This window comes from Streptomyces sp. NPDC035033, from assembly GCF_040636735.1.
GTDB lineage: Bacteria > Actinomycetota > Actinomycetes > Streptomycetales > Streptomycetaceae > Streptomyces.
This window is the reverse complement of sequence record NZ_JBEZUZ010000008.1, coordinates 89,303-113,722: the sequence shown is the minus strand read 5'-3', so window position 1 is coordinate 113,722 and position 24,420 is coordinate 89,303. Positions and strand designations below refer to the sequence as shown.

21 protein-coding genes and 1 tRNA gene are annotated in these 24,420 nt (G+C 70.2%); 12 read left to right on the top strand and 10 right to left on the bottom strand.

The genetic code is table 11. The annotated features are described in order from the left end of the window. Positions 1–143: 143 nt before the first annotated feature. The 10 genes from AB0E83_RS06100 to AB0E83_RS06055 all read left to right on the top strand — a co-directional run bounded on the left by AB0E83_RS06100 (position 144) and on the right by AB0E83_RS06055 (position 8,500). Positions 144–1,067 (top strand): phage tail protein, encoded by a 924-nt coding sequence (locus AB0E83_RS06100; protein WP_362106586.1) that lies wholly within the window; start codon positions 144–146, stop codon positions 1,065–1,067. A 174-nt stretch (positions 1,068–1,241) separates the two neighbouring features. Then, positions 1,242–2,438, top strand: a complete 1,197-nt coding sequence (locus AB0E83_RS06095) for a hypothetical protein (protein WP_362106583.1) — start codon at positions 1,242–1,244, stop codon at positions 2,436–2,438. Between the two features lie 45 nt (positions 2,439–2,483). Continuing rightward, positions 2,484–3,668 (top strand): hypothetical protein, encoded by a 1,185-nt coding sequence (locus tag AB0E83_RS06090; protein ID WP_362106581.1) that lies wholly within the window; start codon positions 2,484–2,486, stop codon positions 3,666–3,668. Positions 3,669–3,706: 38 nt separating this feature from the next. Beyond that, a complete protein-coding gene (locus tag AB0E83_RS06085; protein ID WP_362106578.1) occupies positions 3,707–4,849 on the top strand; it encodes a hypothetical protein in 1,143 nt (380 codons plus the stop codon). A 10-nt stretch (positions 4,850–4,859) separates the two neighbouring features. Then, positions 4,860–5,960 carry a hypothetical protein gene (locus tag AB0E83_RS06080; protein ID WP_362106575.1) on the top strand — a complete coding sequence of 367 codons (1,101 nt, stop codon included), beginning with the start codon at positions 4,860–4,862 and terminating at the stop codon, positions 5,958–5,960. Continuing rightward, positions 5,960–6,601 (top strand): hypothetical protein, encoded by a 642-nt coding sequence (locus AB0E83_RS06075; RefSeq protein WP_362106572.1) that lies wholly within the window; start codon positions 5,960–5,962, stop codon positions 6,599–6,601. Before AB0E83_RS06080 ends, AB0E83_RS06075 begins: the two co-directional genes overlap by 1 nt. 23 nt (positions 6,602–6,624) lie before the next feature. Further along, positions 6,625–7,023, top strand: a complete 399-nt coding sequence (locus AB0E83_RS06070) for an ATP-binding protein (RefSeq protein ID WP_362106569.1) — start codon at positions 6,625–6,627, stop codon at positions 7,021–7,023. Between the two features lie 73 nt (positions 7,024–7,096). After that, positions 7,097–8,005 carry a peptidoglycan-binding protein gene (locus AB0E83_RS06065; RefSeq protein ID WP_362106566.1) on the top strand — a complete coding sequence of 303 codons (909 nt, stop codon included), beginning with the start codon at positions 7,097–7,099 and terminating at the stop codon, positions 8,003–8,005. A gap of 11 nt (positions 8,006–8,016) precedes the next feature. Beyond that, a complete protein-coding gene (locus tag AB0E83_RS06060; protein WP_362106563.1) occupies positions 8,017–8,250 on the top strand; it encodes a hypothetical protein in 234 nt (77 codons plus the stop codon). Then, entirely contained in the window at positions 8,237–8,500 is a 264-nt protein-coding gene (locus AB0E83_RS06055; protein WP_362106560.1) for a hypothetical protein, read from the top strand. Before AB0E83_RS06060 ends, AB0E83_RS06055 begins: the two co-directional genes overlap by 14 nt. 73 nt (positions 8,501–8,573) lie before the next feature. Here the strand turns inward: AB0E83_RS06055 and AB0E83_RS06050 are convergent, their stop codons facing one another. From AB0E83_RS06050 to AB0E83_RS06005, 10 genes are all read right to left on the bottom strand, one after another. Next, on the bottom strand, positions 8,574–12,473 hold the full coding sequence (locus tag AB0E83_RS06050) for a DNA-directed RNA polymerase subunit beta' (RefSeq protein ID WP_362106557.1): 3,900 nt from the start codon (positions 12,471–12,473) through the stop codon (positions 8,574–8,576). 98 nt (positions 12,474–12,571) lie between these two features. After that, positions 12,572–16,054, bottom strand: coding sequence for a DNA-directed RNA polymerase subunit beta (rpoB, locus tag AB0E83_RS06045; protein WP_362106554.1), 3,483 nt, complete (start codon positions 16,052–16,054; stop codon positions 12,572–12,574). Between the two features lie 547 nt (positions 16,055–16,601). After that, positions 16,602–16,991: a 50S ribosomal protein L7/L12 gene (gene rplL / locus AB0E83_RS06040; RefSeq protein ID WP_362106551.1), complete on the bottom strand. Its 390-nt coding sequence runs from the start codon at positions 16,989–16,991 to the stop codon at positions 16,602–16,604. A gap of 119 nt (positions 16,992–17,110) precedes the next feature. Next, a complete protein-coding gene (gene rplJ / locus AB0E83_RS06035; protein WP_362106548.1) occupies positions 17,111–17,641 on the bottom strand; it encodes a 50S ribosomal protein L10 in 531 nt (176 codons plus the stop codon). Between the two features lie 258 nt (positions 17,642–17,899). Further along, complete coding sequence (locus tag AB0E83_RS06030; RefSeq protein WP_362106545.1) at positions 17,900–18,826, bottom strand: hypothetical protein; 927 nt, start codon at positions 18,824–18,826, stop codon at positions 17,900–17,902. 153 nt (positions 18,827–18,979) lie between these two features. After that, positions 18,980–19,708: a 50S ribosomal protein L1 gene (gene rplA, locus AB0E83_RS06025; RefSeq protein WP_031009362.1), complete on the bottom strand. Its 729-nt coding sequence runs from the start codon at positions 19,706–19,708 to the stop codon at positions 18,980–18,982. Positions 19,709–19,790: 82 nt separating this feature from the next. Then, positions 19,791–20,225, bottom strand: coding sequence for a 50S ribosomal protein L11 (gene rplK, locus AB0E83_RS06020; protein ID WP_128980827.1), 435 nt, complete (start codon positions 20,223–20,225; stop codon positions 19,791–19,793). A 185-nt stretch (positions 20,226–20,410) separates the two neighbouring features. Next, positions 20,411–21,310, bottom strand: coding sequence for a transcription termination/antitermination protein NusG (nusG, locus tag AB0E83_RS06015; protein WP_362106540.1), 900 nt, complete (start codon positions 21,308–21,310; stop codon positions 20,411–20,413). A 44-nt stretch (positions 21,311–21,354) separates the two neighbouring features. Next, a complete protein-coding gene (gene secE, locus AB0E83_RS06010) occupies positions 21,355–21,639 on the bottom strand; it encodes a preprotein translocase subunit SecE (protein WP_362106537.1) in 285 nt (94 codons plus the stop codon). Positions 21,640–21,743: 104 nt separating this feature from the next. Beyond that, positions 21,744–21,816 (bottom strand) — tRNA-Trp (locus tag AB0E83_RS06005). Positions 21,817–22,040: 224 nt separating this feature from the next. Here AB0E83_RS06005 and AB0E83_RS06000 point away from each other — a divergent pair. Together AB0E83_RS06000 and AB0E83_RS05995 are read left to right on the top strand one after the other, a co-directional pair. Next, positions 22,041–23,267, top strand: a complete 1,227-nt coding sequence (locus AB0E83_RS06000) for a pyridoxal phosphate-dependent aminotransferase (RefSeq protein WP_362106534.1) — start codon at positions 22,041–22,043, stop codon at positions 23,265–23,267. Between the two features lie 120 nt (positions 23,268–23,387). Beyond that, positions 23,388–24,407 (top strand): adenosine deaminase, encoded by a 1,020-nt coding sequence (locus AB0E83_RS05995; RefSeq protein WP_362106531.1) that lies wholly within the window; start codon positions 23,388–23,390, stop codon positions 24,405–24,407. Positions 24,408–24,420: the final 13 nt, after the last annotated feature.

Sequence of the window (24,420 nt, the reverse complement as noted above, 5' to 3'; positions counted from 1 at the left end):
GCCCGAGCCTGAGCAGCCGCCGGCCTCCGCGCCGCGCCGCCGGCCTCCGCGCCGCCCCCCGAAGGCCCGGCGGCCCGAACCCCCGAAGGACCCGGGCCGCCCGGTCCTTTCCGCACGCCCATCCGAAGTGAGGTGACGGCCGCATGGCCGAGACCACGATCCCGTACGCCGGAAACTCCCACACCGCCGACCTCGCGCCCGGCTCGCTCATCACCCAGGACGGGCAGATGCAGTGGGCCGGGCTGCTCATCGGCCCCGGCACCCCCTTCGCCGTCGACAAGTCCGGCCTGTCCGGCTGGGAGGACCTGCCCGAGTACGACTCCTCCGACGCCGACCGCCCGACCTCCCACGGCGCCTGGCCCGGCTCCCGCTACGCCAAGCCGCGCAAGACCGGCGGCACGATCGTGCTGGTGCCCGAGCACGGCGGCGCCCCCGCGGCCGTCCGGGCGCTGCGGCAGGCGCTGGCCCTGCTCGACGAGGAGCGCTGGCTCGCCGTCCGGCTGCACGGCGAGACCCTCGCCGTACGGGCCCGGATCGCCCAGCGGGTGGTCCCCGCCGACCAGGGCTTCGCCACCCAGGGCAGCTCCCGCGTGTCCGTGCAGTGGCTCGCCGCCGACCCGCGCCGGTACGCGGTCAACGAGCAGATCGTCTCCACCATGCCCCCGCAGCCGGAGGCCGGCATCACCTGGCCGCTGACCTGGCCGCTCGACTGGGGCGAGGCCAAGAGCACCGGCGACGCCGTCGTCGAGAACACCGGCTCCGCCCCCACCCACCCGGTGATCGTCTTCCGCGGCCCCTGCTCGATGCCGAGCGTCACCGAGCGGCTCAGCCGGCGCCGGCTGCGGTACGCGATCGACCTGGCCGCCGGCGACGAGCTCACCGTCGACACCCGGGCGGGCACGGTCATGCTCAACAACTCCGCCTCCCGGCTGCACACGGCGATGGCCGACTCCACCCCGGAGGAGCTGTTCGTCCTGGAGCCCGGCCGCACCGACCTGTCCTTCCGGCCCGAGGACGGCACCGAGCAGGCCCTCATGACCGTCCGCTGGCGCAGCGCCGAGTGGTGACGGCCGCCCCGGCCCGCTCCGTACGCCCCGCGCCGCCCGACCCGTGCCGCACGGCCCGCTCCGCGTGAGCCCCGGCGCCCGGACCCCGGCGCCCGACCCGCGCCGCCGGGCGGCCGCCGCGCGCCGCCGCCCGGCGGCCGTACCGCTTCCCCTCTCCCGACCCGAGGTGACCCCATGACCGTACGAGCCGCCTGGCTCCAGCCCACCGGGCAGACCCGCGAGGACACCCGGCTGGCCCTCGCCGCCCTCCTCACCCCCAGCGGCCAGAGCACCACGGAGACCCCGCTGCGCTCCCGGCCCGGCGTCCTGCCGGGCGGGCTCGCGCTCACCGGCAGCGCGCCCATGCAGGCCACCATCGGCACGGGCCGCGCGATCGTCCAGGGCAAGGACACCGCCCAGGGCGCCTACCTGGTCGCCGTCACCGCGCCGGAGACCCTGACCCTGGCGGACGGCGACGCCCAGTACGACCGGATCGACCTGATCGAACTGGCCGTCGTCGACGAGCCCTACGACCGCACCGGCACCACCGAGGCCGTCATCCGCCTGGTCAAGGGCGAGGCGAGCGCCACCCCGGTCGTGCCGCCCAGCGGCACGGGCAGCGTCCTCCCGCTCTACACGGTCAAGGTGCCGAAGGGCACCTCGGCCGGCACCGGCGGCATCGGCTGGAACTCCGGCGCGGTCACCACCCAGCACTGGCCGGTCGTCGCCCTCGGCGGGATCATGCCCGCCAGCGGCTTCAAGGGCGCCTACCCCGGCCAGTACCGGGACACCGCCGGGCTGCTCCAGCGCTGGGACGGCACCACCTGGGTCTCGTACCCGAAGGCGATCGGCGGCATCGCGCCGTCCACCACGACCTCCGGTTCCTACGCCGGGCAGTTCCGGGACACCGGCCGCGGCCTCCAGCGCTGGGACGGCGCCGCCTGGCAGTACACCGACGGCGCCGCGACCCTGCTGCTCAGCGCCACCCAGTGGCTGACCGCCCAGCAGCAGACCGTCCCGGTGAACACCTGGACCACGCTCAGCCTGCCCACCGTGGAGGTCGACGACGGCGCCGGCTGGAACGGCACCACCACCTACACCGTCCCGCGCGGCGGCTGGTGGCGGGTCTCCGCCCACGCCACCTTCGCCGGCGACGGCCAGACCGGCATGCGCGGCGCCCGGATCCTGGTCAGCGGCGCCGGACAGTCCCGGATGACCTGGCTCCTCCCGGCCGGCAACGGCGCCGTCTCGGTGGGCGGCAGCGGCGTGCTCAAGCTCGTCGCCGGCGACACCCTCCAGCTCGCCGGCTTCCACAGCCACACCGCGTCGCTCAAGACCCTCGGCGGCTCCGGCTACGCCTGCAACCTCACCGCCGAGTGGCTCAGGTCCTGACGCCCGCCGCCCCTCCTCCGGCCTTCCTCTGATTGGAGAACCCCCGTGAACCTGCGCAGCAGCTGGGTCGCCGAGATCGGCCAGACCCGCGAGGACACCCGCCTCACCCAGACCGGCGTCACCACCCTCGCCAACCCCGTCCAGGTCCGCTCCGGCATCCTGCCCGGCTCCTACGACGGCCAGTACCGGCTCGCCGGCTTCTGGACCTTCGGCTCCGCCCCGATGACCGCGACCGTCTCCGAGGGCCGGGCCGTCATCCAGGGCGAGATCTCCCAGGGCGCCTACCCGGTGACCCTGCCGACCTCCGAGACCCTCACCTTCGCGCCCGGCAACGCGTACAACCGCATCGACCTGATCGTCCTCAAGATCTACGACGACCTGTACGACGACAACCAGCGGTACGAGGCGAAGCTGGAGATCATCCAGGGCACCGCCGAACCGAACCCGCAGGTCCCGCTGGTCCCCGAGCGCTGCCTGCCGCTGTACGAGGTGCTGGTGCCGGCCGGCGTCAGCGCGGGCAACGGCGGCATCCCGTGGAACACCTCGCTCAAGGACCTGCGCACCCCGGTGGTGAGCCTCGGCGGCATCCTGCCGGTCGAGGGCCCGGTCCAGCCCGGCGCCTACCCGGGCCAGTACCAGGACGCCGGCGGCGCCCTCCAGCGCTGGGACGGCGGCGCCTGGGTGGCCTACCCGTCCGCGCTCGGCGGCATCGTCCCGAACTCCGCCTCCTCCCTCACCGCCAGCTACACCGGCCAGTACCGGGACTCCCCCACCGGCGTCCTCCAGCGCTGGAACGGCACCGCCTGGGTGCCGGCCGTGCCCGGCCCGTACTTCGCCGACACCGCCGACCAGGGCGAGACCGGGTCCGGCACCTACACCGCGACGCTGGAGAAGAGGGCCACCAACCCGCTCCGGGTCAGCTTCGTCGCCCCGCCGTCGAAGGCGGTCGCCGTCGGTTTCGGCTCCCGCGTGCGGTCGCGCGACGACCACTACGCGTACATGGCGCTGGAGCTGAGCCTGGGTTCGACGGTCATCAGCGCCCCCCTGGACGAGTACGCGGCCATGGCCGCCAGCGCCACCACGGTCTCGGTCTCCAGCACCCGCCGGATCTCGAACCTCACGCCGGGTGCGACCTACACGCTGACGGCCTTCTTCCGGATCGTCCCCAACACCCTCGGCTACAAGGCGTCCTTCGACAACTCCTTCATCAAGGTCGACCCGCTGCCGTAGCCCCGCCCCGGCCATCCGGCCACCGAGAGGAGAACCCCATGCCCCTGCGCCCCGGCTGGCTGCTGCCCAGCGGCCAGACCCGCCGGACGACCCGCCTCACCGACCTCGGGGCCGGCGTCCCCGTCGACCCGCTCGTCTCCCGCTCCGGCATCCTGCCGGGCTCCACCGACGGCAGGTACCGGGTCAGCGGCCTGTCCATGGCCGGCAGCGGCCCGATGACCGCGACCGTCCACGCCGGCCGGGCCCTCGTCCAGGGCCGCCCCGAACAGGGCGCGTACCCCGTCGCCCTCGACGGCGACACCGTCCTCACCTTCGGCGACGGCGACCCGCTCCACCCGCGGATCGACCTCGTCGTCCTGCGGGTGTACGACGACGAGTTCGACAGCCTCACCCGGTACGAGGCCGTCCTGGAGGTCGTCGTCGGCCAGGCGAAGGCCGACCCGGTCGCCCCGCCCGTCCCGCCCGCCTCGCTGCCGCTCTTCACCGTCCGGGTCAAGGCCGGGACCTCCGCCGGCACCGGCGGCATCGCCTGGACCGGCGGCGACCTCACCGACCTGCGGGCCACGACCGTCGCGGTCGGCGGCATCCTGCCCGTCTACAACAACGCCGGCGTGCCGGGCGCCTACCCCGGCCAGTACCAGGACAACGACATCGCCCACCACCTCCAGCGGTGGAGCGGCACCGGCTGGGTCGCGTACCCCCGGGAGATCGGCGGCATCGCCCCCCAGGGGGCGCTCTCCGTCGGCGGCTACACCGGCCAGTACCGCGAGCACAACGGCGTCCTCCAGCGGTGGAACGGCACCGCCTGGGCGACCTACCACCCGCCGGTGGAGACCGAGTCCGTCACGGCCGGCGCGGTCGCGCTCACCGGCTGGACCCTGGTCGGCTACGAGGCCCGGCGCACCCGCGGCGGACTGTGCACCACGCAGGTGACGCTCACCCGCAGCGGCGCCCAGATCGACGCCAACAGCGCCGGGAACATCAACGACGAGCCGCTGTGCACCCTGCCCTCCGGCTGGCGCCCCGCCCTCGGCGTCGACGCGATCGCCTCGGACGGCTTCGGCGACGGCTCGGCCTGGCTCTCCACGAGCGGCCAGGTCACCCTGCGCACGTGGGTCTCCAACGGCGCGCTCGTCCCGGGCCGCAACGTCCGCGTCAGCGCCACCTACATCCTTCCGTGAGGTCCGTCCCATGAGTCTCGACACCCCCTACCGGGCCGTCTTCTGCGACCTGGTGACCGACCAGACCCTCGACATCCTGCCGCTGCGGGACGTCTCCTTCGAGGACTACATCGGCCGCGCCGGCTCGCTCTCCGGCACCGTCCCCGTGCCCGACCGCGCGATGGCCGAGCGGGCCCGCAAGATCAAGCCCGGCCGCACCACCGTCTACCTGGAGCGCGGCGGCTTCCTGTGGTGGGGCGGCATCGTCTGGACCACCAACCTCCAGGGCAGCGACCGCGGCGTGGTGACCCTCGGCGTCCAGGCGTCCACCTTCGACTCGTACGCGGCCCGGCGCCGGATCCGCACCGAGGTCAAGTACCACCAGGTCGAGCAGTTCGGGATCGTCCGCGACCTGTGGGCGCGGCTCGGCGCCGGCCTCGGGGCGAGCGCCGTCGAGCCCGGCGACGACGTGCCCGCGCAGGAGGTGCCGCGCTCCGCCTCCTACCAGCTCGGCGACGAGACCGCCTACCAGGAGGCGCTCGACCAGCTCGCGGCGTACGAGGACGGCGTCGAGTACCAGATCCTCGTCTACCGCGACCCGTCCGACGGGCGGCGGGTGCGCCGGCTCCGGCTCGGCTCCCCCAAGATCCGCGCCGGCGCCACGGACGTCGTCCTCGACCGCCCCGGCACGATCCTCAGCTACTCCCTCCCGGACGACGCCACCCGCGGCGGCACCACCTCGCTCGCCCGCGGCGCCACCGCCAACAACAACGCCGCCGCCCCCTCCCGGCCGACCCTGTCGGACGAGATCACGGCGACGGACCTGCCCGACCGCTGGCCGCGGCTGGACCTGTCGGCGGACTACAACGACATCAGCGACAAGGCCACGCTCGACGCGCTGGCCCGGGCCGCCCTGAAGGAGGCCCAGGGCTCGGTCCTCATCCCCGAGCTCAGCATCCGGCTCTCCGACGTCGTCCCCTCGACCCTCCTCGGCCGCACCGCCCGCGTCCGGATCACCGACGAATGGCACCCGACGGGGCTCGACGCCCGTTACCGGATCGTCGGCGTGAAGGTCCGGCCGGCCGAGCGGGGCCGCCCCGACACCGCCGAACTCGCCCTGGAGGAAGCCTGATGGCCCTGCTGCCCGAGGACATCGTCGACCGGCTGATCCAGATGGAGCGCCGGATCAACGCCCTGTCCACCGCGGTCAACGTCCGCCCGCCGCTGACCGAACTCACCAACGGCTCGCTCACCCTGAAGCGGCAGTCCGACCCGCACGACCCCGCGACGGCCGTCCTCGTCGCCCAGTTCACCACCAGCGGCCCCGGCGGCACCAAGCCCGTGCTGCGGGTCAACGACGCCTACGGCCACGAGATCCTCTCCGACGACATCCTCACCGGCGGCCTCGCCCGGCCCTGGCTGCCGATGCTGCCGCCGCAGGACCTGGCCCCGGCGAACTGGCCGGCCACCACCGCCACCTCCTGGACGACGATCGCCCAGTCCCAGAACCCCCTCTGGCAGCCCAAGATGCGGTTGCGGATGCTCACCCGGGTCTCCTCCGGGGCCGCCGGGCAGGTGCGGGTGCTGGTCGGCGGCGCCCCGTTCGGTCCGACGGTGGCCGCCGGAACGGTCTTCGACCACACCGCCGCCGTCACCACCGACCCGCAGGCCGACTTCGGCAAGGACCTCACCGTCGAGGTCCAGGCCGTCGTCACCAGCGCCTCCGGCACCGTCTACGCCCAGCCGGTGCTGATGCACGGCCGCCAGACCTGACCCCTCCCGAGAAGGAGCACCCCGTGATCCCCGATCCGCACCACCCCTGGGGCGTCGAGATCGACTACGCGGGCCGCGGCACCGTCGCCGAGCACGGCCACACCGTCGACCTGCGGCTGTACGACAACACCCTCGGCGGCCCGCTGGAGCGCGACCCGATGACCGGCGAGTACCCGGCGGTGTACGTCACCGCCCAGGTCGTCGAGAGCGGCGAGGGCGGCGCCCAGCTGCGCGGCCACGGCCTCACCATGGTCCAGCCCGCGGGCGGGCGCCCCGCGGTGCCCGACCCGGACGCGGTCGTCCGGGCGGTCGCCGCCGCCCTCGCCGACTTCGAGTCCCGCCGGGCCGCCTTCGCCGCGCTCTGCGCCGCCTGGGCCCCGGCCCCGCCCGCCCCCGAACCCGAGCCGGCGCCCGTCCCGTGACCGCCGCGTCCCGCCCGCACGTCCGCCCCGCGCCGCCGACGGCCGGGGCTCCCGCATGTCTGGAGGAGAACAGTTGGCCACTCCCCTGTCCGCGGACCGGCTCCTCGCCGCGCTCCGCGCCGAAGGCGTCACCGTCGTCGAGCACCCCGGCTGGCGCACCCACCACCGCAACCGGGCCGGCGCCTGGGGCCCGGTCGCCGGCGTGATGATCCACCACACCGTGTCCAGCGGCACCGCGTCCTCCGTCGCGATGTGCTTCGACGGCTACGAGAGCCTCCCCGGCCCGCTCTGCCACGGCGTGATCGCCAAGGACGGCACCGTCCACCTGGTCTCGGCCGGGCGCGCCAACCACGCCGGCGGCGGCGACCCGTCCGTCCTGCGGGCCGTGGTCACCGAGGCGTACGGCGACCGGCCGCCGGTCCCGCGCGAGCACCAGGGCAGCCCCGGCGCCGTGGACGGCAACTCCCGCTTCTACGGCTTCGAGTGCGTCAACCTCGGCAACGGCACCGACCCCTGGCCGGCCGCCCAGCTCGACGCGATCGAACGGGTCTCCGCCGCCCTGTGCCGGGCCCACGGCTGGGGCGCCAAGTCCGTCATCGGACACCTGGAGTGGTCCGACTGGAAGAGCGACCCCAAGGGCTTCGGCATGCCGGGGATGCGCGACCGGGTCCAGAAGCGGCTCGGCGCCGCCCCCGCCCCGAAGCCGCCGGCCGGCCGGAAGCCCGCGCCGAAGCACCACCCCTTCCCCGGCACCGCGTTCTTCCGGTCCGCGCCCAGCTCCCCCGTGATCACCGCGATGGGCCGCCGGCTGACGGCCGAGGGCTGCGGCCGCTACCAGGTCGGTCCCGGCCCCCGCTGGACCGAGGCCGACCGCCGTTCGTACGCGGCCTGGCAGCACAAGCTCGGCTTCCGCGGCGCGGACGCCGACGGCTGGCCCGGCGCCGCCTCCTGGAACGCGCTGAAGGTCCCGTACACGAAGTGAGGAGAACCCCCGTGTCCGAAGCCGCGAAGCGCACGGCCCGCACCGTGCTGCAGACCGCCGTCGGCATCGCCGTCGTCCTGCCCGCGCTCGTCGACGCCTCCGGCCTCCCCGCCACCCTGCCCTGGGTCGCCGGCGCGCTCGCCGTCGCGGGCGCCCTCACCCGGGCGATGGCGGTCCCCGCCGTCCAGCTCCTGCTGCCCGCGTGGCTGCGGACGGAAGCCGGCGGTGCCGATGACCGAGGCTGACCCGAACGACCCGGTCGCGGTCGCGCTCGAACTGGAGCGGCTCCGCGGCACCCTCGAAGCCGGCTTCGCCCGCGTCGACGGCTCGCTCGCCCTGCTCGTGCAGCGCAGCGACCAGACCGACAAGCAGCTCGCCGACCACGAGGCCCGGCTCGACGACCTGGAGCGGGCCCGCTGGCCGCTCGCCTCGATCGCCGCGCTGACCGCGGGCGCGGGCGTGCTCGTCGCCGTCTGGGAGCTCGCCGGGCGCTGAGCGCGCCCGGAAACCCCGGAGGGCGGCCACCCCGTGCGCAACGGGGTGACCGCCCTCCGGTCGAGCGACTCGCTTACTGGTTGTACGGACCGTAGTCGTAGTCCTCCAGCGGAACGGCCTGGCCGGAGCCGGTGCCGAACGGCGAGTAGTCGAGGTCGTCGTAGCCGACGGACGAGTACATCGCCGCCTTGGCCTCCTCGGTCGGCTCGACCCGGATGTTGCGGTAGCGGGACAGACCCGTACCGGCCGGGATGAGCTTACCGATGATGACGTTCTCCTTGAGGCCGATGAGGCTGTCGGACTTGGCGTTGATCGCCGCGTCCGTCAGGACTCGGGTCGTCTCCTGGAAGGAGGCGGCCGACAGCCAGGACTCCGTCGCCAGCGAGGCCTTGGTGATACCCATCAGCTGCGGACGGCCGGAGGCGGGGTGGCCGCCCTCGGTGACCACACGACGGTTCTCGGTCTCGAACTTCGACCGCTCGACCAGCTCGCCCGGCAGCAGCTCCGCGTCGCCGGACTCGATGATCGTCACGCGGCGCAGCATCTGCCGGATGATGATCTCGATGTGCTTGTCGTGGATCGACACGCCCTGCGAGTTGTAGACCTTCTGGACCTCGGCGACCAGGTGGACCTGGACCGCGCGCTGGCCCAGGATGCGCAGCACGTCGTGCGGGTTGACCGCACCGACGGTGAGCTTCTGGCCGACCTCGACGTGGTCGCCCTCGCCCACGAGCAGACGGGCACGCTTCGAGATCGGGTACGCCGTCTCGTCGGTGCCGTCGTCCGGGGTGACGACGATCTTCTTGGTCTTCTCGGTCTCCTCGATGCGGACGCGGCCGGCCGCCTCGGAGATCGGGGCGACACCCTTGGGCTGACGGGCCTCGAAGAGCTCGACGACACGCGGCAGACCCTGGGTGATGTCGTCACCGGCCACACCACCGGTGTGGAAGGTACGCATCGTCAGCTGGGTGCCGGGCTCACCGATGGACTGGGCGGCGATGATGCCGACCGCCTCACCGATGTCGACCAGCTTGCCGGTGGCCAGCGAGCGGCCGTAGCACATGGCGCAGGTGCCGACGGCGGACTCACAGGTCAGGACCGAGCGGGTCTTGACCTCCTCGACGCCCGCCTGGACGAGCTGCTCGATGAGGACGTCACCGAGGTCGACGCCGGCCGGGGCCAGCACCTTGCCGTCGATGACGACGTCCTCGGCGAGGCAGCGCGCGTACACGCTGGTCTCGACGTCCTCGGCCTTGCGCAGCACGCCGGCCTCGTCCTTCGCCGCGATCCGCAGCTTCAGACCGCGCTCGGTGCCGCAGTCCTCCTCGCGGATGATCACGTCCTGCGAGACGTCCACCAGACGACGGGTCAGGTAACCCGAGTCGGCGGTACGCAGGGCGGTGTCGGCGAGACCCTTACGGGCACCGTGCGTCGAGATGAAGTACTCGAGGACGGAGAGGCCCTCGCGGAAGGACGCCTTGATCGGACGCGGGATGGTCTCGTTCTTGGCGTTCGACACCAGACCACGCATACCGGCGATCTGCCGCATCTGCATCATGTTTCCTCGGGCACCCGAGTCAACCATCATGAAGATGGGGTTCGTCTTGGGGAAGTTCGCGTTCATCGCCTCGGCGACCTCGTTGGTCGCCTTGGTCCAGATCGCGATGAGCTCCTGCGTGCGCTCTTCCTTGGTGATCAGACCGCGCTCGTACTGCTTCTGGACCTTCTCGTCCTGCTCCTCGTAGCCCTTGACGATGGCCTTCTTGGCCTCGGGCACGACGACGTCGGAGATGGCCACGGTGACGCCCGAACGGGTCGCCCAGTGGAAGCCGGCCGCCTTCAGGTTGTCGAGCGTCGCCGCCACGATGACCTTGGGGTAGCGCTCCGCCAGGTCGTTGACGATCTCGGAGAGCTGCTTCTTGCCCACCGAGTAGTCGACGAACGGGTAGTCCTCGGGCAGCAGCTCGTTGAAGAGCGCGCGGCCCAGGGTCGTCTTCAGGCGGAACGAGTCACCCGTCTGCCACTCCGGCTCGCCCTCCTCGGCGACCGGGGGGACCCAGCCGCGCGGCGGAACGGTGCCGATCGGGAAGCGGATGTCGATCTGCGACTGCAGCGACAGCTCGCCGGCGTCGAACGCCATGATCGCCTCGGCCGTGGAGCCGAACGCGCGGCCCTCGCCCTTGACGTCGCGCAGCTCGCCGTCGGTGGTGAGGAAGAACAGACCGAGGACCATGTCCTGGGTCGGCATCGTCACCGGGCGGCCGTCGGCCGGCTTGAGGATGTTGTTCGAGGACAGCATCAGGATGCGGGCCTCGGCCTGCGCCTCCGCGGAGAGCGGCAGGTGCACGGCCATCTGGTCACCGTCGAAGTCCGCGTTGAAGGCGGTGCAGACGAGCGGGTGGATCTGGATGGCCTTGCCCTCGACCAGCTGCGGCTCGAAGGCCTGGATGCCGAGGCGGTGCAGCGTGGGCGCACGGTTCAGCAGGACCGGGTGCTCGGCGATGACCTCTTCGAGGACGTCGTAGACGACCGTGCGGCCGCGCTCGACCATCCGCTTCGCGCTCTTGATGTTCTGCGCGTGGTTCAGGTCGACCAGGCGCTTCATCACGAACGGCTTGAAGAGCTCAAGCGCCATGGCCTTCGGCAGACCGCACTGGTGCAGCTTGAGCTGCGGGCCGACGACGATGACGGAACGCGCCGAGTAGTCGACACGCTTGCCGAGCAGGTTCTGACGGAAACGACCCTGCTTGCCCTTCAGCATGTCGCTGAGGGACTTCAGCGGACGGTTGCCGGGGCCCGTGACCGGGCGACCGCGACGGCCGTTGTCGAAGAGGGCGTCGACCGCCTCCTGGAGCATCCGCTTCTCGTTGTTCACGATGATCTCGGGGGCACCGAGGTCGAGCAGGCGCTTCAGACGGTTGTTGCGGTTGATCACGCGGCGGTACAGGTCGTTCAGGTCGGAGGTCGCGAAGCGGCCACCGTCGAGCTGCACCATCGGACGGAGGTCCGGCGGGATGACCGGCACGCAGTCGAGAACCATGCCCTTGGGGCTGTTCGCGGTCTGCAGGAACGCGGAGACGACCTTGAGGCGCTTGAGCGCGCGGGTCTTCTTCTGGCCCTTGCCGGTGCGGATGATCTCGCGGAGCTTCTCCGCCTCCTCCTCCAGGTCGAAGGACTCCAGGCGCTTCTGCAGCGCCGCGGCACCCATCGAGCCGTCGAAGTACGTGCCGAAGCGGTCACGCAGCTCGCGGTAGAGGAGCTCGTCGCCCTCCAGGTCCTGGACCTTGAGGTTCTTGAAGCGGGACCAGACCTCGTCCAGACGGTCGATCTCGCGCTGCGCGCGGTCGCGCAGCTGCTTCATCTCGCGCTCGGCGCCCTCGCGCACCTTGCGGCGCACGTCGGCCTTGGCGCCCTCGGCCTCCAGCTCGGCCAGGTCGGACTCGAGCTTCTTGGCGCGGTTCTCCAGGTCGGAGTCGCGGCGCTGCTCGATCTGCTGGCGCTCGACGGAGACGTGGGCCTCCAGCGACGGCAGGTCGCGGGTGCGGCGCTCGTCGTCGACGTACGTGATCATGTACGCCGCGAAGTAGATGACCTTCTCCAGGTCCTTCGGAGCGAGGTCGAGCAGGTACCCGAGGCGCGACGGGACGCCCTTGAAGTACCAGATGTGGGTGACGGGAGCGGCCAGCTCGATGTGGCCCATCCGCTCGCGGCGCACCTTGGCGCGGGTGACCTCGACGCCACACCGCTCACAGATGATGCCCTTGAAGCGGACGCGCTTGTACTTGCCGCAGTAGCACTCCCAGTCCCGGGTCGGACCGAAGATCTTCTCGCAGAAGAGTCCGTCCTTCTCGGGCTTCAGGGTGCGGTAGTTGATGGTCTCCGGCTTCTTGACCTCGCCGTGGCTCCACTGACGGATGTCGTCAGCGGTGGCCAGACCGATCCGGAGCTCGTCGAAGAAGTTGACGTCGAGCACTATGCGTCAATCCCTCTCAGGGTTGTAAGGCTGTGGGTCTGATACGGGGGTCCTGGGGCCGGCGGACCTTGATCGCTCAAGGTCCGCCGGAACTCCCGTCAGACCTCTTCGACGCTGCTCGGCTCGCGCCGGGACAGGTCGATGCCGAGCTCCTCCGCTGCGCGGAAGACGTCCTCGTCGGTGTCGCGCATCTCGATGGACATGCCGTCCGAGGACAGCACCTCCACGTTGAGGCACAGGGACTGCATCTCCTTGATGAGGACCTTGAAGGACTCGGGGATGCCGGGCTCAGGGATGTTCTCGCCCTTGACGATGGCCTCGTAGACCTTCACGCGGCCGGTCACGTCGTCGGACTTGATCGTCAGCAGCTCCTGGAGGGCGTAGGCGGCGCCGTAAGCCTCCAGCGCCCACACCTCCATCTCACCGAAGCGCTGACCACCGAACTGGGCCTTACCACCCAGCGGCTGCTGGGTGATCATCGAGTACGGGCCGGTCGAGCGGGCGTGCAGCTTGTCGTCGACCAGGTGGTGGAGCTTGAGGATGTACATGTACCCGACGGAGATCGGGTCCGGGAACGGCTCGCCGGAGCGGCCGTCGAACAGGCGCGCCTTGCCGGTCGGGAGCACCATGCGCTCGCCGTCGCGGTTCGGGATGGTGTGCTGGAGCAGACCCGCGAGCTCGTCCTCGCGCGCACCGTCGAAGACCGGGGTGGCGACGTTGGTGCCGGGGGCGACCTGGTCGGCGCCGATCGCCTGGAGGCGCTGCGCCCACTCGTCCGCGAGGCCGGAGACGTCCCAGCCGCGGCTGGCGAGCCAGCCGAGGTGGATCTCCAGGACCTGTCCCGGGTTCATTCGGGACGGGACGCCCAGCGGGTTGAGGATGATGTCGACCGGGGTGCCGTCCTCCAGGAAGGGCATGTCCTCGATCGGGAGGATCTTGGAGATGACGCCCTTGTTGCCGTGGCGGCCGGCGAGCTTGTCACCGTCGGTGATCTTGCGCTTCTGGGCGACGTAGACGCGGACCAGCTGGTTCACGCCCGGGGGAAGCTCGTCGCCCTCCTCGCGGTCGAAGACGCGGACGCCGATGACCTTGCCGGTCTCGCCGTGCGGGACCTTCAGCGAGGTGTCACGGACCTCACGGGCCTTCTCACCGAAGATCGCGCGGAGCAGGCGCTCCTCCGGGGTCAGCTCGGTCTCACCCTTCGGGGTGACCTTGCCGACCAGGATGTCGCCGGCGACGACCTCGGCACCGATGCGGATGATGCCGCGCTCGTCGAGGTCGGCGAGGACCTCCTCGGAGACGTTCGGGATGTCCCGGGTGATCTCCTCGGGGCCGAGCTTGGTGTCACGGGCGTCGACCTCGTGCTCCTCGATGTGGATCGAGGAGAGGACGTCGTCCTGGACGAGGCGCTGCGACAGGATGATCGCGTCCTCGTAGTTGTGGCCCTCCCACGGCATGAACGCGACGAGCAGGTTCTTGCCCAGCGCCATCTCGCCGTTCTCGGTGGCCGGACCGTCGGCGAGGACCTGGCCCTCGATGACGTGGTCGCCCTCGGCGACGACGACCTTCTGGTTGACCGAGGTGCCCTGGTTGGACCGGGAGAACTTGTGCAGGCGGTACGTGTTGTACGTGCCGTCGTCGTTGGCGACCGTGATGTAGTCGGCCGACAGCTCCTGGATGACGCCGGACTTCTCGGCCTTGAGGACGTCGCCGGCGTCGGTGGCGCAGCGGTACTCCATGCCGGTGCCGACGAGCGGGGCCTCCGCCTTGATGAGCGGGACGGCCTGGCGCATCATGTTCGCGCCCATGAGGGCGCGGTTGGCGTCGTCGTGCTCCAGGAAGGGGATCATGGCGGTCGCGACCGACACCATCTGGCGCGGCGAGACGTCCATGTAGTCCACGTCGGCGGGCTCGACGTAGTCGACCTCGCCGCCACGCTTGCGGACGAGGACGCGGTTCTCGGTGAAGCGGAGCTCGTCGTCGAGCGCGGCGTTGGCCTGCGCGATGACGAACCGGTCCTCCTCGTCGGCGGTGACGTAGTCGACCTCGTCGGTGACCCGGCCGTCGACGACCTTGCGGTACGGGGTCTCGATGAAGCCGAACGCGTTGACGCGACCGTACGAGGCGAGCGAACCGATCAGACCGATGTTCGGGCCTTCGGGGGTCTCGATCGGGCACATGCGTCCGTAGTGGGACGGGTGCACGTCTCGGACCTCGAAGCCGGCCCGCTCACGGGAGAGACCGCCGGGGCCCAGCGCGGACAGACGACGCTTGTGCGTCAGACCCGAGAGCGGGTTGTTCTGGTCCATGAACTGGGACAGCTGGCTGGTGCCGAAGAACTCCTTGATGGAGGCGACGACCGGCCGGATGTTGATCAGGGTCTGCGGCGTGATCGCCTCGACGTCCTGGGTGGTCATGCGCTCGCGCACGACGCGCTCCATACGGGCGAGACCCGTACGGACCTGGTTCTGGATGAGCTCGCCGACGTTGCGCAGGCGGCGGTTGCCGAAGTGGTCGATGTCGTCGGTCTCGACGACGATCGTCGCGCCGCTGTCACCGACGGTCTCGGTCTCGCCGGCGTGCAGCTTCACCAGGTACTTGATCGTCGCGATGATGTCCTCGACGGTCAGGATCCCGGCGTCCAGCGGGGCGTCGGCGCCCAGCTTCTTGTTGACCTTGTAGCGGCCGACCTTGGCCAGGTCGTAGCGCTTCGGGTTGAAGTACAGGTTCTCCAGCAGGGTCTGCGCGGCCTCGCGGGTCGGCGGCTCGCCCGGACGGAGCTTGCGGTAGATGTCGAGCAGCGCGTCGTCCTGGCCCTGGGTGTGGTCCTTCTCCAGGGTGGCGCGCATGGACTCGTACTCGCCGAACTCCTGGAGGATCTGCTCGGTGGTCCAGCCGAGGGCCTTCAGGAGGACGGTGACCGACTGCTTGCGCTTGCGGTCGATGCGGACGCCGACGAGGTCGCGCTTGTCGATCTCCATCTCCAGCCAGGCACCCCGGGACGGGATGATCTTGGCGGAGAAGATGTCCTTGTCGGACGTCTTGTCGATGGAGGAGTCGAAGTAGACGCCCGGCGAGCGGACGAGCTGCGAGACGACGACACGCTCGGTGCCGTTGATGACGAAGGTGCCCTTGTTGGTCATGAGCGGGAAGTCGCCCATGAAGACCGTCTGGGACTTGATCTCGCCGGTCTCGTTGTTGGTGAACTCGGCCGTGACGAAGAGCGGGGCGCCGTACGTGAAGTCACGGTCCTTGCACTCGTCGATGGAGTTCTTCGGCGGCTCGAAGCGGTGGTCGCGGAAGGTCAGCGACATCGACCCGGAGAAGTCCTCGATCGGGGAGATCTCCTCGAAGATCTCCTCCAGACCGGACTTCGTGGGGACGTCCTGTCCCGACTCAAGGGCAGCCTCGACGCGAGCCTTCCAGGCGGCGTTGCCGAGCAGCCAGTCAAAGCTCTCGGTCTGCAGCGCGAGGAGGTTCGGAACCTCGAGGGGCTCCTTGATCTTTGCAAAGGAGATGCGCAGCGGGGCGGTGCTGGCGCCGTTGTTCGTATGGGTCGAGGCGTTGCGCGAGGCGGCCAAGAGGGGGTCCTTCCGAGGGCTCGGACTCACTGCGCGCGTACCGGTCCCTCACGGAGCGACGGGGGCGGAATCTCCTGAAACGGCTGAAAGGCCAGGTCAGGGGCGTTCGGCCCACGATGCAGATGCGAGAGTATGCCCCTGGTGACGGGCAGGGGGCAGCTAACAGGCAGCGCAAAGGGTCAGTGTAGCCACTTGGCTCACTGATGTCCAGGGCGAGTTGTGCGCGACCCTCGTTGTTCTCAACTCCGCGGTACTCGCGCCGTGCGGCGCACCTCGATACTGCCCGTTCGGTCGTCGATCCATGCCTCGGAAACGGATCGTTGTGACGACGCGTCCTGAGAATTGCGCGCGGCGTGCCGTTCGTCAAGGCCCCCGCCTGCGTCCGGCGCACGGCGAAGATCACCATACTCCGCTTCCGGAGGCCCGGACGACCCCCGCCACGCGGGTCCCGGGAACACCGAAAGGCGACCACCCAGATGGATGATCGCCTTTCGGACCGCGAGCGTTACACGCTCAGCGGCAAAGAGTCGCTACGCGCGACGAGGTCTTACTTGACCTCGACGGAGGCGCCGGCGCCCTCGAGGGCCTCCTTGGCCTTGTCAGCGGCGTCCTTGGCAACCTTCTCGAGGACCGGCTTCGGGGTGCCGTCGACGAGGTCCTTGGCCTCCTTCAGACCCAGGGAGGTCAGCTCGCGCACGACCTTGATGACCTGGATCTTCTTGTCACCGGCGCCGGTGAGGATGACGTCGAACTCGTCCTTCTCCTCGACCGCACCAGCGGCGTCGCCGCCGGCAGCGCCACCCGCGACGACGACCGGGGCGGCCGCGGCGGCGGTGACGTCGAACTTCTCCTCGAACGCCTTCACGAACTCGGAGAGCTCGATGAGGGTCATCTCCTCGAACTGCGCGAGCAGGTCTTCCTGAGAGAGCTTCGCCATGATGGGCGATCCTTCCACTAATTCGGCAGGTGCCGGATGTTCATGTGAGGCGGGCGTACTGACGGCCCGCTGCGACCCGCCGCGCCGGAAGGGCGCGTCGGATCATTGCGCGAGCCGAATTACTCGGCACCGCCCTGCTCGGCCTGCTTGGCGCGCAGCGCGTCCACGGTGCGGACGAGCTTCGACGGCAGAGCCTGGAAGAGCGAGGCAGCCTGAGACTGCTTGCCCTTGAAGGCGCCGGCCAGCTTGCTGAGCAGAACCTCGCGGGACTCGAGGTCCGCAAGCTTCTTGATGTCGTCGGCGGAGAGAGCCTTACCGTCAAGGACACCGGCCTTGATGATGAGGTTCGGGTTCTCCTTGGCGAAGTCACGCAGAGCCTTCGCCGACTCCACCGGGTCACCGGTGACGAAGGCGACCGCCGTCGGACCATTGAACTGGTCGTCCAGCGAGGTGATCCCAGCCTGGTTGGCCGCAATCTTGGTCAGCGTGTTCTTCACCACGGCGTACTGGGCGTTCTCACCGAGAGCGCGACGCAGCGTCTTGAGCTGCGCGACGGTGAGACCCCGGTACTCGGTCAGCACCGCGGCGTTGGAGCTCTGGAACGCGTCCGTGAGCTCGGCCACCGATGCAGCCTTGTTGGGCGTCGGCATAGTGCGTCAGCCTCCTTCCGGGTGATGAGGACCGCTCAGAAGGGGCTGAACAAACGAAAACGCCCCGGGCGCAGGCGCACGGGGCTCAGCTCGACCGAACCGGACGGATCCGGTGCGGGAACTCTTCCACAGTCACCTGCGCGGGTCGCTCGCATCTCTCAGCGAATCCTTCGGCCACCGCGCCCTGACGGGCACAGCGACGACCAGCGGTCTTTGGCTTCTGTGGAAGAGTACGTGACGTCGGGCGTCAGGGGCAAATCAGCCCTGAGCGCCCTCGGCGTCCTCCATGCCCTCCATGGCCTTCCCGGCCTCCTCGAGCATCTTGAAGAGGTCGGCGGTGTCCTCGGCCGGCGGGGCCTGGACGGTGGCCTTGGTGCCGTAGTCGCTGTAGTCGGCGCGGATCTCGATGGAGCCCTCGGGCATCTTCATGGCGATGTCCATGCGGGCCGGGTAGCCGTCCTCGTTGACCCAGACCTCGGTGTCGTAGCCCTTGAGCTTCGACTTCTTCATGTTCTCCACGAGCTTGTCGTGGTCCTCCTTGGAGAGGAGCTCCGACGCCTTGTTGGCCTTCAGCATCTGCTCGAAGGTGAGCGTGCCCTTGTAGTGCTGGGTCTCCATGCCGTTGACCTTCTCGGCACCGACGTGCTTGAGGTCCGGGGAGTCCAGGAGGAGGGCGAGCTGCTGGGCCGGGTCCTGGTTCATCTGGTCCAGGCTGCCGGTCATCTGCTTCTGGACGTTCTTGTCACCGGACGCCTCGGCCGCGGCCTTGAGGTCCAGCTTCATCCAGCGCTTGCCGTCCATCTCGGCGGCCTGCTTCTCGCCCATGTCCATGTAGATGACGTTGTCGAGCATCACCATGCGCATCTGCTCGGGGGCGTCCGGGTCGCCCGCGCTCAGCATGGAGCCCTTCACGGTGTAGTCCATGAAGGCGGGGTCCCAGCCCTGGACGCCGGACATCTCCATGGTGCCGGTGTCGGGGCCCGTGCCCTCCATCTTCATGGTCATCTTGACCTTGGCGGCCTTGGCGGCCGACGTCTTCTCGTACGCCGCCGTGAGGGCCTGCGTGACGTCGGCCGGGTCACCGGCCTTGGTGGCCGCGCCCTTGTCGCCACAGGCGGCGAGGCCCGCCGTGAGGGCTGCGGCGGTGAGCGCGACGCCCGCGCGCTTCCAGGTGGACTTGCTCATCGGTGTTCCCCACCCCTTGATCTTCGTCTTCGTGTTCGCATGAACCGTATACCGGGCCTACGACAGGAGGAGACGCATATAAAGCCGCCCCCCGTTCCTCCGGAGAGGAACGGGGGGCGGCTTCAGGACTGACTGCTACCGAGCCGAGAGGGCTCAGACCGCGGCCGGGTCCTCCTCGACGAGGAGGTTGCGGGTGCGGTTCGAGTCGACCGGGATGCCGGGGCCCATCGTGGTGCTGATGGCGGCCTTCTTGATGTAGCGGCCCTTGGCGGCGGACGGCTTCAGACGGAGGATCTCCTCCAGGGCCGCGCCGTAGTTCTCCACCAGCTGCGTGTCGTCGAAGGACGTCTTGCCGATGATGAAGTGCAGGTTCGAGTGCTTGTCGACGCGGAACTCGATCTTGCCGCCCTTGATGTCGTTGACGGCCTTGGCGACGTCGGGGGTGACGGTGCCGGTCTTCGGGTTCGGCATGAGACCACGCGGACCGAGCACGCGGCCGAGGCGGCCGACCTTGCCCATGAGGTCCGGGGTGGCGACCACGGCGTCGAACTCGTTGAGGCGGTTGCCCTTGGCGATCTCGTCGATCAGCTCGTCGGAGCCGACGATGTCGGCGCCCGCGGCGACCGCGGCCTCGGCACGCTCACCGGTCGCGAAGACCAGGACCCGGGCGGTCTTGCCGGTGCCGTGCGGGAGGTTCACGGTGCCACGGACCATCTGGTCGGCCTTGCGCGGGTCGACACCCAGGCGGAAGGCGACCTCGACGGTGCCGTCGAACTTCGTGGTGGAGGTCTCCTTGGCGAGACGGACGGCCTCGAGCGGGGCGTAGAGCTTCTCCCGGTCGACCTTGGCGTCCGCAGCGCGGAGGGACTTGCTGCGCTTCACTGCTGCTCCTGTGTTGTTTCAGGTGTGGAGTCGTGGTGCGGACCGAGCGCTGGTCCTACCACTGAGGTCACGAGGGGGGTGATCAGCCCTCGACCGTGATGCCCATGGAACGGGCGGTGCCGGCGATGATCTTCGCGGCGGCGTCCAGGTCGTTCGCGTTGAGGTCGGGCATCTTGGTGGTGGCGATCTCGCGGACCTGCGCCTCGGTGATCTTGGCGACCTTGGTCTTGTGCGGCTCGCCGGAGCCCTTCTCCACGCCCGCGGCCTTGAGGATCATCTTCGCGGCCGGCGGAGTCTTGGTGATGAAGGTGAAGGAACGGTCCTCGTAGACCGTGATCTCCACCGGGATCACCCAGCCACGCTGCGACTCGGTCGCCGCGTTGTAGGCCTTGCAGAACTCCATGATGTTGACGCCGTGCTGACCGAGCGCGGGGCCGACCGGCGGGGCCGGGTTCGCCGCACCGGCGTTGATCTGGAGCTTGATAAGCCCCGTGACCTTCTTCTTCTTGGGAGGCATTGCTCTCTCCGGGTCCTAGTGAGAGTTTTCAGCCGATCCATCCGACCATCCGGATGGAGGCATACCGCACAACGATAACGGGTATAGCTGCGCGTCCAAAAACCGAGCAGGTCAGAGCGGCTGCAACAGCCCCTCTGACCTGTCCGGAAACTCGGGAACGATCCCTGCGAACGACCCGCGGAAGATCAGTTCTTCTGGATCTGGTCGAAGCTGAGCTCGACCGGGGTCTCGCGACCGAAGATCTCGACGAGGCCCTTGACCTTCTTCGAGTCGGGGTTGATCTCGTTGATCGTGGCCTGGAGGGTGGCGAAGGGGCCGTCGGTGACGGTGACCGAGTCGCCGACCTCGAAGTCGAGGACCTGGATCTCCAGCTTGCGGGCCGGAGCCGGCTTGCCCTCGGCCTCGGCGGCCTCGCGGGCGGCCTTCTCCTCGGCCTCCGGGGCGAGCATCTTGACGATCTCGTCCAGGGTCAGCGGGTACGGGTCGTAGGCGTTGCCCACGAAGCCGGTGACGCCGGGGGTGTTGCGGACGACGCCCCAGGACTCGTTCGTCAGGTCCATGCGGACGAGGACGTAGCCGGGGAGCTTGTTCTGCTTGACGTTCTTCCGCTCGCCGCCCTTGATCTGGACGATCTCTTCCTCGGGCACCTCGGCCTGGTAGATGAAGTCCTCGACGTTGAGCGAGACGGCGCGCTGCTCCAGGTTGGCCTTCACGCGCTTCTCGTAGCCCGCGTAGGTGTGGATGACGTACCACTCGCCGGGCAGGGTGCGCAGCTCCTCGCGGAGCGCGGCGACGGGGTCGACCGGGGCGGCCGGCTCGGCCTCCTCCTCGGTCTCCTCGGCCTCGGCCTCGACGTCGTCCGCCTCGTCGGTCTCCTCGACCTCGTCGGCCTCGTCCTCGTCGGCGGGCTCGGACGCGTCGTCCTCGTCCTCGTCCTCGGCTTCCTCGGCCCGGAGGGCCGCCTCCTCGGCGGCCTCGTCCGCCGCGGCGTCCGCAGCCTCGTCCTCGTCTGCGGCCTCGACGATGTCCAGCTCGTCCTCGACGGACTCGGACTCGAAGGCGTCGTTCAGGTTCGCGTCAGACACGGTGGCTGCTTCTTCCTGCGATACAGATGGGGTGGAACAAAAAGTCAGCCGAAGACGTACTTGACTGCTTCCTGGAAGCCCAAGTCAATCACGGTCACGAGGCCGATCATCACGACCACGAAGACGATGACGACCGTGGTGTACGAGGTGAGCTGACTACGCGTGGGCCAGACGACCTTGCGGAGCTCGGCGATGATCTGCCGGTAGAAGACGGCGAGACGGCCCAGGGGGCCCTTCTTCCCGCGCTTGCCGCCCTTGCGGCCCTTCTTCTTCGACTCGGACGCGTCTTCGGCATCAGGCATGTCGATGGAGCCAACGGCGTCCGTCACGATCTCTCACCTGATTCCGGGTCGTGGCCGTGCCGCGCCCGGGTGGAGCCGCACGGCGGTGCAATGAAGACGTACATGCGCACACAACCTGGCGGTGTGTGTAGCAGGGCCGGAGGGACTTGAACCCCCAACCGCCGGTTTTGGAGACCGGTGCTCTACCAATTGAGCTACGACCCTTCGTGGCGTCCCCAACCTACCTCATCGTGGATGCGGTCGGTGCGGGCCAACGAGGAGTGAGTGTACGTGGTCTTGGGGCCTCACGTCGAACAGGAACCGCGCCGACCTGCCCGCGCCCCTCCTCCGAGCGGCCCGCGGACCGCTCCACGACCGGTATCGACCGCTCCTGTCCGCTCCCTGAAACCTGTGTGCCGGGCCGGGAAACGGTCTGGGACGATGGCCGTATGAGCGCTGCTACCCCTCCCACCGAGCGTCGGGTCTCCGCCCGGATCGGTGCGATCTCCGAGTCCGCCACCCTCGCCGTCGACGCCAAGGCCAAGGCCCTCAAGGCCGCCGGGCGCCCGGTGATCGGTTTCGGCGCCGGTGAGCCCGACTTCCCGACCCCGGACTACATCGTCGAAGCGGCCGTCGAGGCCTGCAAGAACCCGAAGTACCACCGCTACACGCCGGCCGGCGGCCTGCCCGAGCTGAAGGCCGCGATCGCCGCCAAGACGCTCCGCGACTCCGGCTACGAGATCGACGCCTCCCAGGTCCTGGTGACCAACGGCGGCAAGCAGGCGATCTACGAGGCGTTCGCCGCGATCCTCGACCCGGGCGACGAGGTCATCGTCCCGGCCCCGTACTGGACCACCTACCCGGAGTCGATCCGCCTCGCCGGCGGCGTCCCGGTGGAGGTCGTGGCCGACGAGACCACCGGCTACCGCGTGTCGGTGGAGCAGCTGGAGGCGGCCCGCACGGAGCGGACCAAGGTCGTCCTCTTCGTCTCCCCGTCGAACCCGACCGGCGCCGTCTACAGCGAGGCCGACGCCGAGGCGATCGGCCGCTGGGCCGTCGAGCACGGCCTGTGGGTCCTCACCGACGAGATCTACGAGCACCTGGTCTACGGCGACGCGAAGTTCACCTCGCTGCCGGCGATCGTGCCCGAGCTGCGCGACAAGTGCATCGTGGTCAACGGCGTCGCCAAGACGTACGCCATGACCGGCTGGCGCGTCGGGTGGATCGTGGGCCCGAAGGACGTCGTGAAGGCCGCGACCAACCTCCAGTCGCACGCCACCTCCAACGTCTCCAACGTGGCCCAGGTCGCCGCGCTGGCCGCCGTCTCGGGGAACCTGGACGCGGTCGCGGAGATGCGCACCGCCTTCGACCGCCGCCGCCAGACCATCGTGCGGATGCTCAACGAGATCGAGGGCGTCTACTGCCCGACCCCGGAGGGCGCGTTCTACGCGTACCCGTCGGTGAAGGCGCTGATCGGCAAGGAGATCCGCGGCAAGCGCCCGCAGAGCTCCGTCGAGCTGGCCGCGCTGATCCTCGACGAGGCCGAGGTCGCGGTCGTCCCGGGCGAGGCCTTCGGCACCCCCGGCTACCTGCGCCTGTCGTACGCGCTCGGCGACGAGGACCTGGTGGAGGGCGTGTCCCGGATCCAGAAGCTGCTGGCCGAGGCCCGCGACTGACGCCGTCGTGACGGGACGGGCCCCGGTTCCCCCGGAACCGGGGCCCGTTTTTGCGTTCGGGCGGGTATCGATCGGGGAATCGCCGTGCATACCGCCGTTCGGGTAAGGCAGGATCGGGCGATGGAGCACCCCCGCGATCTCACCCTGTTGCCCAAGGCCCACCTGCACCTGCACTTCACCGGTTCGATGCGGCCCTCGACCCTCCTCGAACTGGCCGACAAGTACGGGGTGCACCTGCCGGAGGCGCTGAAGAGCGGTACGCCCCCGCAGCTGCGGGCGACCGACGAGCGCGGCTGGTTCCGCTTCCAGCGGCTGTACGACATCGCCCGCTCCTGCCTGCGCTCCCCCGAGGACATCCAGCGGCTGGTGCGGGAGGCGGCGCAGGAGGACGTGCGGGACGGCTCGGGGTGGCTGGAGATCCAGGTCGACCCGACGTCGTACGCGCCGCACCTGGGCGGCCTCATCCCAGCCCTGGAGATCATCCTGGACGCGGTCGACGCGGCCTCCCGGGAGACCGGCCTCGGGATGCGGGTGCTGGTCGCGGCGAACCGCATGAAGCACCCGCTGGAGGCGCGCACGCTGGCCCGGCTCGCGGTGCGGTACGCCGACCGGGGGGTGGTGGGCTTCGGGCTCTCCAACGACGAGCGCCGGGGCATGGCCCGCGACTTCGACCGGGCCTTCGCGATCGCCCGCGACGGCGGCCTCCTCGCGGCCCCGCACGGCGGCGAGCTGACCGGCCCCGCCTCCGTCCGCGACTGCCTGGACGACCTGCGGGCGGCCCGCGTCGGGCACGGCGTGCGGGCGGCGGAGGACGAGCGGCTGCTGCGGAAGCTCGCGGAGCGGGGCGTGACCTGCGAGGTCTGCCCGGCGTCCAACGTCGCCCTGGGCGTCTACGAGAAGCACGAGGACGTCCCGCTGCGGACCCTCTTCGAGGCGGGCGTCCCGATGGCGCTGGGCGCGGACGACCCGCTGCTCTTCGGTTCCCGGCTGGCCGCCCAGTACGAGATCGCCCGCCGCCACCACGGTTTCACCGACGGGGAGCTGGCGGAGCTGGCCCGCCAGTCGGTGCGGGGCTCGGCCGCGCCGGAGGGCGTGCGCAAGGAGCTGCTGGCGGGGATCGACGCCTGGCTGGCCGCCTAGCCGGCCGAGCCCC

Coding starts and splice junctions, on each gene's coding strand:
- AB0E83_RS06100 (WP_362106586.1), top strand. CDS start 144: ATGGCCGAGACCACGATCCCGTACGCCGGAAACTCCCACACCGCCGAC.
- AB0E83_RS06095 (WP_362106583.1), top strand. CDS start 1,242: ATGACCGTACGAGCCGCCTGGCTCCAGCCCACCGGGCAGACCCGCGAG.
- AB0E83_RS06085 (WP_362106578.1), top strand. CDS start 3,707: ATGCCCCTGCGCCCCGGCTGGCTGCTGCCCAGCGGCCAGACCCGCCGG.
- AB0E83_RS06080 (WP_362106575.1), top strand. CDS start 4,860: ATGAGTCTCGACACCCCCTACCGGGCCGTCTTCTGCGACCTGGTGACC.
- AB0E83_RS06075 (WP_362106572.1), top strand. CDS start 5,960: ATGGCCCTGCTGCCCGAGGACATCGTCGACCGGCTGATCCAGATGGAG.
- AB0E83_RS06055 (WP_362106560.1), top strand. CDS start 8,237: ATGACCGAGGCTGACCCGAACGACCCGGTCGCGGTCGCGCTCGAACTG.
- rplL (WP_362106551.1), bottom strand. CDS start 16,991: ATGGCGAAGCTCTCTCAGGAAGACCTGCTCGCGCAGTTCGAGGAGATG.
- rplJ (WP_362106548.1), bottom strand. CDS start 17,641: ATGCCGACGCCCAACAAGGCTGCATCGGTGGCCGAGCTCACGGACGCG.
- AB0E83_RS06030 (WP_362106545.1), bottom strand. CDS start 18,826: ATGAGCAAGTCCACCTGGAAGCGCGCGGGCGTCGCGCTCACCGCCGCA.
- rplK (WP_128980827.1), bottom strand. CDS start 20,225: ATGCCTCCCAAGAAGAAGAAGGTCACGGGGCTTATCAAGCTCCAGATC.
- AB0E83_RS06000 (WP_362106534.1), top strand. CDS start 22,041: ATGAGCGCTGCTACCCCTCCCACCGAGCGTCGGGTCTCCGCCCGGATC.
- AB0E83_RS05995 (WP_362106531.1), top strand. CDS start 23,388: ATGGAGCACCCCCGCGATCTCACCCTGTTGCCCAAGGCCCACCTGCAC.